This window comes from Paenibacillus sp. YIM B09110 (assembly GCF_037167145.1).
In the GTDB taxonomy this organism is placed as follows: Bacteria; Bacillota; Bacilli; order Paenibacillales; family Paenibacillaceae; genus Pristimantibacillus.
In genome coordinates this window covers 179,269-191,917 of record NZ_JBANSP010000003.1, presented here as the reverse complement: position 1 = coordinate 191,917, position 12,649 = coordinate 179,269, and the positions used below count along the sequence as shown (strand labels likewise).

Here is a 12,649-nt window from a genome sequence, read left to right as displayed (position 1 = left end):
GGATATGACTCCGAATCTTGGTTGAATGGCTGACGGGGTTTAGACATTTTTCAGTCTGCTTGGATTAGCCTGCAAATTTTCCTGAGCTGATGGGAGAGTTTGCTTAAAAGCTTTTAAACCTTAGCGGAGCCTAAGGAGATATGACTCACTCTAGCTCGTCTTTCCATTTAGGGATGTCCGAATCTTTATTGAATGGCTGACGAAGCGTAGTCGACGAGGACTTTTAGCGGTGGATTCAGACGCCGTGCTCCTCCGCATTCGCTCCGTCCGCGCGGGCTGAACCCCGGGGTTCGCCCCCTTATTGTTTGGTGGAGCCAAGGGGGAGACGACTCGCATTGGCTCGTCTTTCCATTATGGGATGTCCGAATCTTGATTGAATGGCTGACGAGGCTTAGTCGACGTGGACTTTTAGCGGTGGATTCAGACGCCGTGCTCCTCCGCATTCGCTCCGTCCGCGCGGGCTGAACCCCGGGGTTCGCCCCCTTGATGGGCTCCACCAAACAATAAAAAAACCACTTCGGATGAAGTGGTTGAATTTATTGTTTGGTGGAGCCAAGGGGGATCGAACCCCTGACCTCTTGCATGCCATGCAAGCGCTCTCCCAGCTGAGCTATGGCCCCAAATGACGACAAGGTTGATAATAGCATGATGTCGCCAAAATTGTCAATCTATATCTCTTAAGCTGTTCAATGGACTGTTCAAAGGGTGCTTGGACAACAGATTGTTAAGCTCCTTCATGAACATATCGATGTCCTTGAACTGGCGGTACACGGACGCGAAGCGAACGTACGCCACCTCGTCTACAGGGTAGAGCTGGCTCATGACGATCTCGCCGATATCGCGACTCTCAACCTCGGCCAGCGCCGTTGTACGAAGCTCCTTCTCGACCTCGGAGACGATAACCTCGAGACGCTCGACCGGTACGGGACGCTTCTCGCAGGCGCGGATAAGACCGCGCAATATTTTGTCGCGGCTGAACTCCTCGCGGCTGCCGCCTTTTTTGATGACGATAAGCGGTGTTTCCTCAATCATTTCGAACGTCGTAAAGCGGCGGTTGCACTTCTCGCACTCGCGGCGGCGGCGAATCGATTTGTTCTCGTTAGCCGGACGTGAATCTAACACTTTTGTGCCTGCGTAATCGCAATAGGGGCATTTCATTGGATTGTTTCCCTCCATTCATCCTGATGCTTTATTTATCATACCGACATTGACTTTAGCTTAAGTTATTCCCATACCTTACCTGTAATGAACTCTAGAATAACGCACATAATACAGTTACCAACCGCAAGGAGGTGAACATACATGAGCGCAAACAGCAACCAATTGGTAGTACCACAAGCAACTGCAGCATTGGACCAACTGAAATATGAGGTGGCACAAGAGCTGGGTATTGCCATTCCGCAAGACGGATATTATGGAAACATGGCAACCCGTGACGCAGGCTCGATCGGTGGTTCCATTACTCGTCGCCTGGTGCAAATCGCCGAGCAATCTCTTGCCGGCCAATACAAATAATGATTCATTAAGTTTGTATGAATAACAGAAGCCTTGGGAAGCTCGTCCATGAAGCGGCGAGCCTCTCAAGGCTCATCTTATTTTCTAAGTTAAAAGTCAGGGTACAATTCCTTGTACTTATTATAATAATAAATGACGCGTTGTACATAGTGGCGGGTCTCACCGTACGGAATTTGCTTCACCGTCTCCAGCTTTCCATCCCACTCTCCCGTATTCAGCCATTCACTGACTCTCGTCGGTCCGGCATTATACGCGGCAATTGCCGCGATTGAGTTCTGATCGAACCTTTGATGCAAGGAGCTTAAATACCATGACCCAAGCTCTATGCTAACATCCGCGCGTTGCTTGAGCATGTCCTCCGTCACTTCAGTGAATCCTGCCCGCCGAACGACATCCTTAGCCGTATTCGGCATCATCTGCATTAATCCAACAGCGCCCTTAACTGACTGACTGCTTGTTTTGTAGTTGGACTCCGTTCGAATCACGGCGGCTACCAAATGTGGCTCCAATCCGTAGTTCGAAGCGCTGGCACGAATATCGTCCTTATAATACACGGGATACATATACTCGCCAAGCCAGTCCGACTTCAAAAAAAGGATAGCGATAAGTCCTAGCAATAATACGAGCACAACTCTTTTGCGCAAAAGTACTTTCATAATATTCCCTGACTGCGCCAAAAATCATCGATCTGGCGTTCCGTTTCTGCGAGCGGGCCGCTATTGTCGATCACCCAATCTGCGCGTCTTCGCTTCTCTTCAATATCCATCTGCAGCGATATACGCCGCTTCGCTTCTGCCTCGTCCATCTGATTACGCTCCATTAACCGCGTAAGCTGCACCGTCTCGGGTACATAAACGACCATAATGCCTTCATACAAGGCTTGCTGATTCGTCTCGTACAGCAACGGGACATCGGCAACAACTAGCGCTCCCGGATTCTGCTCGGCATACGTATGTATTCTGTGCTGCATGCGCTGTCTGATCGCGGGATGCGTGATCGACTCGAGCTTCGCTAACGACGCCTTGTCCTGGAACACAATAGCGCCAAGCGCGGAACGATTCAAGGAGCCGTCCGCCTGAAGTACAGCTTGTCCGAAAGAAGAGGCGATCGCCTCAAGTGCCGGCTCTCCCGGCTGAACAACCTCTCTTGCTACTTGATCGGCATCGACCAGCAGCGCGCCGCGGTGGGCGAGCAGCTGAGCGATGGTGCTTTTGCCGCTGGCTATACCGCCGGTTAATCCGATTATCATTCCATTCACCTCGAAGTTATAACAGCTTCATAATACCCATGATGATTAATAATATCCCTGGAAGAAAGGACAGTGTCTGCATTCCTCGCCAATTCGAGCATTGGAACCCAAACCGGATTCCCCCAATGAGAAAAATAGCACTGAATGCAGCGATAATAAGCGCCGTCATTAGAGCAGGCAGACCTATCATCGCGGCGCCAAGTCCTGCGCCGAAGGCATCAAGCGACAAAGCGACACCGAGCATAACTGCCTCTGAGGCCGAGATCGTACCCGACTTATCGACGTCGGCTACCTGTGGCGTACGCAGGATCTGGATGACGAGGCCGAGCCGTTTAAGCTCCACCATCACTACAAGCGCTGTGTTGGAAGCAAGAATACGCTCCGTTGCAGAACCGGAAGCCGTTTCCACTACCTTATGCTCGATAGCTGGTGCCACTTCCTCTGCATCGGCTGTTGCGGTCTGATCGTCACGCCCGCGCCTTAATTGGAACAATGCGAAACCGCCAATCACGATGAGCACGCATGCGCCGATCAAGCGAGCGGCGAACTCGGATAAGTACCCCGACAGCCAACTGCCAACCTGCATCGATAGCCAAATAATAAGTCCAGAGCAGCAGGCAATAATAAAAACCGATAAAAACGGAATTTTGATTCGCCTCAGCCCGTACGTAACTCCAACGCCAAATCCATCCAAGCTAACTGCAAAAGCGATCACTAACAGTGGAGCCAAATGCGCGAACAACGAATTCCCTCCCCGCATCGCGACTGCCCGGTGAACGGCCTATGTCTAGGACAGAAGCCGTTGATACGGGCGATCGCCTATGTTCTCTTAACAAGAACATCATATGCGGATAGCGGATGACGGTGCATAGCTGTAAGCCTAGCCGATTAAGCGGCTTATGATACTTCGGGTGCAGCTATTCCTTAGGAACGGGCTGACACTTCTCGCAGATATGCGTTCCTCTGCCGCCCAGGACGAACTTCTTGATCGGTCGCGAGCATACTTTGCAAGGCTCGTCCTTCCTGCCATATACAGAAAATGAATGCTGGAACATGCCCATCTCGCCTTGCCCGTTCACGTAGGATCTGATCGACGAGCCCCCGGCTTCAACAGCGCGTCCAAGCGTTGAACGAATCGCTTCATGCAGCCGTTTCCACTCTGCTGGCTTCAGCGAATTGGCTGATCGCTCCGGATGAATCCGTGCCAAAAACAGCGACTCATCGACATAAATATTGCCTAGCCCGACGATATGCTCTTGATTCAGCAGCAACGGCTTAATGCTCATCTTACGTTTATCCAGCTTATCGCGAAGCGCCTGCAGGGTGAAAGCCGGCTCTAACGGTTCGATTCCCAGCTTGTTAAGCGGCGCCATCTCGAAGTGCTGCCCCGGCTCGAACAGATGCATCGTTCCAAACTGCCTTACGTCCTTGTAGCGAAGCTCCGTTCCGTCGTCAAAGTGAAAAATGACATGCGTATGCAGCGGAGTCGGTTCATCAGCCTTATTCACGCTATAACGCCCCTCCATGCGGAGATGCGATACGAGTACTAGACCGTCGAGCATGATCAGCAGAAACTTCCCGCGCCTTTCAACGGTTTGAATCGTATGTCCGGCTAGAGCGGCAGCGAACTGCTCCGGCTCTGCAGGACGTTGTATAATACGCGGCAGCTTAACGGTTACGGATTGAATACGTTTGCCCGCGACTAGATCGATTAATGTGCGTCTTACGGTTTCTACTTCCGGCAATTCCGGCATTTGTCCTCACCTCGCCATCTATTATAACGCAAATGGAGAGCTAGCGGGTTACTTTGCCTCATACCAATTGACACCGAAACTGACATCTGCTTTCAGCGGAACATGCAGCTGCAGCGCTCCGGACATCACTTCCGGGACAAGCGACTTCATGAGCTCCAGCTCATCCTCTGGGACTTCGAATACAAGTTCGTCATGTACTTGGAGCAGCATGCGGCTCTTCAGGTTACGCTCACGCAGCGCTTCGTCCATCTGTACCATGGCCAGCTTAATAATATCGGCGGCCGTCCCTTGAATCGGCGAGTTCATTGCTGTTCTCTCCGCGAACGAGCGCAGATTGAAGTTCGACGCCTTAATCTCCGGTAAATAACGTCTTCGTTCGAGGAGTGTCGTTACGTAACCGTCGCGTCGTGCCTGAACGACGATATCCTCCATGAATTGGCGTACGCCCTTGAACACTTCCTTGTACTGCTCAATGAACTTAGCTGCATCATTTCTTGTAATTCCCAAGTTCTGCGAAAGGCCATAATCGCTAATGCCATACACGATGCCGAAGTTAACGGCTTTCGCTTGACGGCGCATATTGGAATCCACTTGTTCAGCTGTGACGCCAAAAACGTCCATCGCCGTCTTCGTATGGATATCCATATCGTGAATGAACGCTTCCTTCAAGTTCTCGTCGTCTGCTATATGAGCTAATACACGAAGCTCGATCTGCGAATAGTCGGCGGCAACGATGTACCAGCCCGGCTCAGAAGGGACGAATGCCTTACGGATCTGACGGCCTTCCTCCAGCCGGATCGGGATATTTTGCAAATTCGGAAATTGGCTGCTAAGACGTCCGGTTGCCGCTATCGTCTGACGATAATACGTATGGATCTTACCCGTCTCTGCGCGTACTTCCTTCAGCAGACCTTCGACATACGTCGATTGCAGCTTCGCAAGCTGGCGGTAATGCAGAATAAGCGGAATGATCTCGTGATACGGAGCCAGATCCTCCAGCACCTCTGCATCGGTTGAATAACCGGTTTTCGTCTTCTTGCGCGCAGGCAGTCCAAGTTTCTCGAACAATATATCGCCCAGTTGCTTAGGAGAGCCGATATTAAACTCCACGCCCGCATGCTTGTATATATCGCTCATGATCGTGACCAACTGCGACTCCAAGCTGCGCCCCAAATCCTCAAGCTCTTGCTTCTTCACCGTTATGCCTTGAAGCTCCATGCCCGCAAGCACACGAGACAATGGCTGCTCCAATTCAAAATACAGCTTGCTCATACCGCCTTTCGCAAGCTCAGCCGTCAAGATCGGCACAAGCTTCCGAACCGCGTCAGCGCGCAGCGCCAAATGGCGATACAGCGTATCCGGCTCCGGCACCTTGAACTTCGCTCCCTTGCCATAGATCGCTTCATCGGAAGAGATACCAGGCAGCCCCTGCTTATCCGTAATTGCGCTAAGCGATAACGCTGTATCGGTCGGATCTAGCAAATAAGCCGCGAGCTGAACATCGAATGCCGTTCCTGCATACTTAATGCCGCTCCATGCAAGCGCAAGCTCAACCTTATGTAAATCAAAGCCATATTTCGGCTTACAAGGCCCAGTAAGCCATTCGACTACCCCCGCTGTGAAAGGCTGCTTAAGCGCGCTGTAAGGAAGTACGTACACGGCTTCCGCAACAGCTACAGATACGCCGATGATCTCTGCTTGATGCGGGTTCTCGCCGATAGCTTCGATGTACAAGCCATGTTCCTCGTTCGTCTTCAGCGCAGACAGCAGTTGCGCCAGAGCATCGCCATCCGATTCGGATGCGATGATCGAAATATTCAGTTCTGCAGCGGACTGTTTCGCCGCCTCGGCGGAATCGACGACTGACTCTCCGAAATCCATACGCTCGAGCAGCGATTTGAACTCCAGCTTGCGGAACGCCTCAGCCAAGGCAGCGCCATCATAACCGCTATAGCGCAGCTCCTCCGTTCCGCTCTCGATCGGAACTTCGCGGAAGATCGTCGCAAGCTTCTTGCTCATAAGCGCGCTGTCTTTGTGCGTCTCGATATTTTCCTTCAGCTTGCCTTTCAGCTCGCCTACATTTTCCAATACTTGTTCTACCGAGCCATGTTCATGCAACAGCTTAAGCGCTGTCTTCTCGCCTACGCCGGGCACGCCAGGAATGTTGTCGGACGTATCGCCCATAAGACCCTTCAGATCGATAATCTGCTGCGGCACTAACCCGTATTTCTCTTGAATCGCTTCCGGCGAGTACATGTCTACCTCGCTTACGCCTTTGCGCGTTACCGCAATCGTAACTTTGTCCGAAGCAAGCTGCAGCATATCTTTATCGCCGGATACGACAACCGTCTCTACCCCTTGCTCATCGGCCCGCTTGGTGAGCGTGCCGATAATGTCGTCCGCCTCATAGCCGGACAGCTCGAATTGCGCGATGCCGAAGGAACGGATCAAATCCTTCAGAACCGGGAATTGCTCGGACAGCTCCGGCGGCGTCTTCTGCCGTCCGCCCTTATATTCGCTATAGCCTTCGTGACGGAACGTTACCTTCCCCGCATCGAAAGCAACAAGAACATGGGTAGGCTTAAGCTCGTCCAATAGTTTAAGTAGCATCGTCGTGAAACCGTACAACGCATTCGTATGCTGACCCGCTGAATTCGTCAGCGGCGGAAGTGCGAAGAATGCGCGGTACGCTATACTGTTGCCATCAATTAACATCCATTTTTCCATTAACATCAACACCTCGCCTAATGACCTGCTTGCCATCTATCATACCATAAAATGCCTAGCGCAAAATGGGCTTTCCCAAAGCATCGTCCGCTTTGAGAAAGCCCATACCTCCAGCCTATCCAATCACAGCACACCTTGATCTTCCGGCATCGCAGCCGGCCGTCCAAGCAAGTACCCTTGCGCGTATGAAGCGCCAAGCTCTCTAACCTTGGCAAGCTCTTCCTGCTGTTCAATGCCTTCGGCTATGATCGATATGTCCATCTTAGCCGCAAGCTGAGCTAGTGTATGAAGAATGTGAGCCTTCATCTCATCGAGATGAATATCTTGAATAATCGACCTGTCGACCTTCAGGTAATCGGGTCGCAGCTCGACAATCGATTGCAGGGATGAATAACCGGCGCCTACATCGTCGATGGCAATCTGATAGCCTTGGCTGCGGTAATGCTCCAGCGCCTTCTTGACGGCTCCGAAGTCCTCGATCGAATTGCGTTCCGTTATTTCGAATACGACGTTATGCGGCGACAAGCCGCGCCGTTCCAATAAGTTAAGCGTCTGACCAGGCGAGAACTCCGGGTCCTCGATAATTTGAGCCATCACGTTGATGAACAGCTTCTGCTCACGCTTAAGACCGCCGCAGCCTTCGATCGCCTTCTCTCTCGCCAGTCGATCAAGCGCATAGGCTGCCCCTTCCTGCTCAGCGAACGAGAATAGCGCCAGCGGTCCTTCGAACCAAGTTCGCTCCCGCGTCCTCGTCAGTGCCTCGAAGCCGAACACTTTATCCTCGCCGAGTGCCATGATCGGCTGGTAGACAGGATCAATCGACCGCTGCTCCATCAGTCGATCGAATGCCCTGCGCTTGATGCTCCGCTCCATGCCGCCCGCCGATTGCCCGTGCAGCATCGCTTGCTTGACCGCTTCGTACCAAACAGATTCTTCGTCCTCGCTGCTCTTGATCTCGGCAACGGCTACGCCTATGTACAGCTTGCCGCTCCAGTTCTGCTCGGTCTGCTCCCGCATATGCGCAGCGAAACGCTGTTCCCAATTCGACGTATGCTTGAACGCAGTCTCCAGCAGCCAGCCCTCCATCGTTTCTCGACGGCCGCCCGGAAGACGCATATAGATGAATAGATCGTCATGAATCCAATCCATCCCCTCGAACAGCACAGAGCTCTGGAACGCCGCTTCGCTCTCGCGCTGCGCGAACTGCTTCCACTCCGCGCGGAACGACTTGCTGCTGCCGCTCTGTTCCGGTTCGCCAGATTGCTGCCATGACAAATAAAGAACGCCGATTAATCCGGATTGACCGGCTAATACGCCTGACATCGTCCATATTCCGCTTCCAAACTGGCTGATGCGCTGACTTTCACGTAGACGTTTCACGTATATTTTCGATCCTCTCCATGATGCATTCCTGTTATATGCTCCAGCACATAGACGCTGCCCTTGCTCGCCTTCGCCCGCTTCTTCAACTTGGCAGCAAGTCTTGATATATCCTCAGGCGTCAAGGGCACAATGCCGTCCCAGAGCATGAGCGATAAGGATAACGTGACGCCCTCCTGCTCGACGATATTGCCGTGGCGGTCTTCTACGGATGTAACCTCGACCCCCCCATAGAAAGCTTTGACACCTTGCTCGAACCTCATAATTAACGATTGGCAGATCAACTCTGCTTGGCCGGCTCCCGCTACGATAATGAAATCATCACCGCCGATATGACCGACGAAATCACCCTGCGTTCCTTGCATCTCCAGCTCCTTGCATAACGTCTCGGCCACGTATCGAATCATTTCATCGCCAAGTCCGAAGCCGAAGCAGTCATTGAACCATTTGAAATAGTCCAGATCCGCATAAATAACAGCGAATGGAATACCTGCCTGAATTCTGCGCTGAAGCTCTGACTGAATGCCTTCATTGCCTGGCAGGCCCGTCAACGGATTGGCCTCCCTAGCCGCTTCCGTTCGCATAGCTGTCATACATTCCAATATCGACCGAATCGAGGCCGCACCAGCCAGTTGGCCGTTCTGCGTAATAATAACGACATCGTACAGATGGGCATAATGCCTGCTCATCGCCAGCTGCGACACTTGCTCCACCGGCATCTGCTCGTCCACGATAAGAGGCTGATCATTCATGATTCGTTCCACCCCCCTGTTCCAATAGAGCGGCAGACCGAACTGTCCCGCCAGCAGCTGATGCAGCTTTTCCTTCATGAGCAGCCCGACTGGGCGATTGTCTACGACTATTATCGCGCCAGGCGCCTTCGGATTCGTATCGAACATATAAGCGACCTCCGATACGAGCGTCTTTGATTGGAAAACGGGAAAAGGACCTGCTAGCTGTCCGATTGCAATAGGCTTACCTGTATGGTAAAGCTCAATCGGCTGCTTTCTTGTTTTCTCGCTCGGCTGAACGGTTAATTCAGCCGGCTCCGCTGCTTCAGTATGTCCGAAGACGTATGGCACGGCTGCCGTGTATGTATTCAACAGCATAGCGTCCCTCAGCAAACGGTACACGACCGTCTCAGTCGAACGGCCAGCGGAGGAAGGGAATGCCACGGCGAAGCCGATGTGCGCTTTCACTGCGTCCTTCCTTGTCGGGGATTCGCCTATATTCATTCGATTGTTCAATTGCTCGGCGGCCGCCTGCGCTAGCTGCTCGATTGGCTGATCGCCGGTTTGTCTGGCAAGCAAATAATAATATTCATTCTCTAGCCTTAATCGCCAAAACATCCTTCGTTGGTCGCTCTCCCATAGCAGAAGCGACGGCTCGGCAGCCGCCTGACCGCTATCAATGCGGATATAAATCGCGCCGATGCCACCGTTATTCCAGCGCTCCTTAATGCTCCGAATCATATCCCTGTTGAACAGACCATAACCAATCTCTTCCATTAGGATCCCCTCAATGTTTACATGTCGTTAACGCTCACTTTAGTCTTAACACTAACAAACATTTGTGAAGTAAGATGCCTAATAACGTTAAATTTCGGTAAACTTCTACAAATTGTGACATTAGAAACCGACAAGAGCCCGTACTAAATCACCAAAAAAACGGGATAGATCAGATAGGTTATCTGCTCCATCCCGTTTCTATTTAGGTCTATGGCCGCTGTCTAGGACTACGACCGCTAATATTATTAGATAACCAACTAACTTTAGTCGGCTATTAAGCCCGTTGCGGACAGAGGCATCTTTATCTATGGCATATGATTCATTGTTCGTTCATTACGGACCGAAAACGCCTTAATAATCCCATTTCAACAGTAAATTCGGTTTTGTTACCATATTAGAGCTATCTCCGTCCGCAACGACTTCAAACTGTCCGCTTCGCATCGTTTAGAGCACATATAGTCCGTAACCAGCCGCAATACAACGTTCGCCTTCGACATATTAGTGTTTCCATGTTCAGTACTATCCGGTCTACCGATTAGTAGCTGGCAGAAGGATTTAAAACGGATTCATGACGTGGAAGAACACATTCGGGCTCGCCATCCGGTAGTAATGGCTGCTCCAGCCGATGCCTTTGCCATTGAACCGATTGACGGTGCTGAAAGGCAGCCTCTCCTGCTCCAATTCCTCGATCCGGTCGAGTTCTCCGCTCGCATAGGCGAGCAAACGGACCGCTGCGGTATCGAGCCTATTGATGACGCCGCCGTAGCGAATGTCAAGCACCTCCCATCCGAACGGCTTGAACATCTTCATCCATTGCGTGCGGTGAGCGATGCGAAGCTCATTGACCGCCGCTGCGATAGCAGGAATCGCCTCGGTCGCCGCATGGCGCAGCGTTGCCATATCCCCGTTATCATACGCTCGCTTCAACCGCAAGCCTAATTCGCTCTTGTGCTTCAGTACCCCGCTCAGTTTCTGTGGAACGTCGAAGATCCAATCAAGTGACGCGCTTTCGACTCTCGCATTCTGCAATTTCTCTTCAAGCGCCGCATAATGCGCATTTAACGGCAAACCGTCGATCTGGAAGTCGAACAATCCGAGTAAAACGTCTTGATACAGCAGAAACTTCGAAGGGTTGCTCTGCTTCCGGTTGTCCGGCTCGGAGCCGGGCACTTCGTCCAAGTCCTTCATCAGCAGATATGCGTCCGCCTCGATGCCGGTACAGAACTTCGCCCGTTCGGCAACGACGCTCCAGTCCGGCTTCTCTTCCGAATAAGCGTGCTCCGCGTAGAGCTGCAAGCCTAGCAGCGCCGCGAACGGATTGCCTTCGTTGCCGTCGTCACCCCACATCGTCGCGTACGCCTCGCGTATCCCTTCGCGCTTGCACGCCTGCAGCGCGACATCGGAAGCGTTCAACGACATGCCGTAATTGACGCCGAATGTATTGAAGATCCACACCGCTCCGGCAAATACAAGGTTGCAGCCGAGCGGGCGGTGATTGGCGATGACGCTCGCATAATGCTCCGGCTCCATATGAACATAATCCCAGTACACCATGTCTACGTCCTTCGGAATTCGACTGGCCATCTCTTCCGGAATCTTCGTATCTGTATTGTAATAATCGCTTTCGGTGCCTCCGTTGCCGACCGCGAGCTTCAAAAACATATCGCTCCACATCATCGACTTCAAGCCAAGGCGACGAGTGACGCCCAGCGCCTTATTCAGATGTCCGGTCATGATGTCTATTCGGTCAGCATATCCGTAGCGATCCAAGTACTTGCCCCGTCCTAGCTCCTCCGCCTCGTCCATTCCGATATGGATCTTACGGCTGCGGAACGGCGCGGAAGCCGAATGAATCATCCGCTCGACGAGCTGGTCCACCCGTTCATCGCCGACGAGCAGCGCGCCCTTCGTGTCCTTGTACCCTTTCACCGGCTCCCATTTGAGGAACTCCTCCAGATGCGCGAGCGTCTGGATGCTCGGGAACGCTTCGATACCGAACATGTCGGCGTAATCGTCGATTTCCTTCAATTCCGCCGCCGAATAGCGCCCGCGCATGTATCCGAAATAAGGCTCGCCCTCGATCGCGTAAGTATCTTCCATATACAGCATGACCGTATTAAGCCCCATGAGCGCCATTCGATTCAACATCGTTTTGAATGCGTCTACCGTCAGCACGCCGTTGCGGGATAGATCGAACATCGGCCCAATCGTATCGAACTGCTGCTTCTCTACGCGCATTAACGACTCTCCCTTGCGCGCATGCTGCACGACCAGGCCAAGTCCGCGATAGAATTGATGCTTTCGCTCATAACGGATACACGCCGTCCTCTCTCCCGGCATGTATCCGACCTCCAAGCCGTCCGATGCGCGGCCGACGACCACCTTTATCCCCTCATTCTCTTCGAGCGCATGATCCGATTCAAGCTCTATGCCTAGCTCTGTAACGATGGCCCGAATGCCCGGCAGTAACTCCTCGAATAAACCATCAAAATACAATTTCATAAGGAACACTCCTC

The 12,649-nt window shown here is 52.3% G+C and carries 10 protein-coding genes and 1 tRNA gene; 1 reads left to right on the top strand and 10 read right to left on the bottom strand.

All coding sequences use genetic code 11. The annotated features are described in order from the left end of the window. Nucleotides 1–544 precede the first annotated feature (544 nt). Together V8F51_RS05505 and nrdR are read right to left on the bottom strand one after the other, a co-directional pair. A tRNA-Ala gene (locus tag V8F51_RS05505) sits at nt 545–620 on the bottom strand. Nucleotides 621–663: 43 nt separating this feature from the next. Continuing rightward, the gene (gene nrdR, locus V8F51_RS05500) at nt 664–1,158 is read right to left on the bottom strand and encodes a transcriptional regulator NrdR (RefSeq protein WP_337099079.1); all 495 of its coding nucleotides are present in this window, start codon (nt 1,156–1,158) and stop codon (nt 664–666) included. Nucleotides 1,159–1,302: 144 nt separating this feature from the next. Here nrdR and V8F51_RS05495 point away from each other — a divergent pair, with 144 nt between their 5' ends. Then, nucleotides 1,303–1,515 carry an alpha/beta-type small acid-soluble spore protein gene (locus V8F51_RS05495; protein WP_337099078.1) on the top strand — a complete coding sequence of 71 codons (213 nt, stop codon included), beginning with the start codon at nt 1,303–1,305 and terminating at the stop codon, nt 1,513–1,515. 89 nt (nt 1,516–1,604) lie between these two features. Here the strand turns inward: V8F51_RS05495 and V8F51_RS05490 are convergent, their stop codons facing one another. The 8 genes from V8F51_RS05490 to V8F51_RS05455 form a co-directional block, all read right to left on the bottom strand. Beyond that, the gene (locus tag V8F51_RS05490; protein WP_337099077.1) at nt 1,605–2,171 is read right to left on the bottom strand and encodes a lytic transglycosylase domain-containing protein; all 567 of its coding nucleotides are present in this window, start codon (nt 2,169–2,171) and stop codon (nt 1,605–1,607) included. Next, nucleotides 2,168–2,764, bottom strand: coding sequence for a dephospho-CoA kinase (gene coaE / locus V8F51_RS05485; protein ID WP_337099374.1), 597 nt, complete (start codon nt 2,762–2,764; stop codon nt 2,168–2,170). The genes V8F51_RS05490 and coaE overlap by 4 nt, the downstream gene beginning before the upstream one ends. Nucleotides 2,765–2,780: 16 nt before the next feature. Beyond that, nucleotides 2,781–3,506 (bottom strand): MntP/YtaF family protein, encoded by a 726-nt coding sequence (locus V8F51_RS05480; RefSeq protein WP_337099076.1) that lies wholly within the window; start codon nt 3,504–3,506, stop codon nt 2,781–2,783. Nucleotides 3,507–3,681: 175 nt separating this feature from the next. Beyond that, a complete protein-coding gene (gene mutM, locus V8F51_RS05475; RefSeq protein ID WP_337099075.1) occupies nt 3,682–4,518 on the bottom strand; it encodes a DNA-formamidopyrimidine glycosylase in 837 nt (278 codons plus the stop codon). Nucleotides 4,519–4,566: 48 nt separating this feature from the next. Then, on the bottom strand, nt 4,567–7,245 hold the full coding sequence (gene polA, locus V8F51_RS05470; protein WP_337099073.1) for a DNA polymerase I: 2,679 nt from the start codon (nt 7,243–7,245) through the stop codon (nt 4,567–4,569). Nucleotides 7,246–7,368: 123 nt separating this feature from the next. Continuing rightward, a complete protein-coding gene (locus V8F51_RS05465) occupies nt 7,369–8,625 on the bottom strand; it encodes an EAL domain-containing protein (RefSeq protein WP_337099072.1) in 1,257 nt (418 codons plus the stop codon). After that, on the bottom strand, nt 8,622–10,133 hold the full coding sequence (locus tag V8F51_RS05460) for a GGDEF domain-containing protein (protein WP_337099070.1): 1,512 nt from the start codon (nt 10,131–10,133) through the stop codon (nt 8,622–8,624). The genes V8F51_RS05465 and V8F51_RS05460 overlap by 4 nt, the downstream gene beginning before the upstream one ends. A 555-nt stretch (nt 10,134–10,688) precedes the next feature. Beyond that, complete coding sequence (locus tag V8F51_RS05455; protein WP_337099069.1) at nt 10,689–12,635, bottom strand: beta-N-acetylhexosaminidase; 1,947 nt, start codon at nt 12,633–12,635, stop codon at nt 10,689–10,691. Nucleotides 12,636–12,649 lie beyond the last annotated feature (14 nt).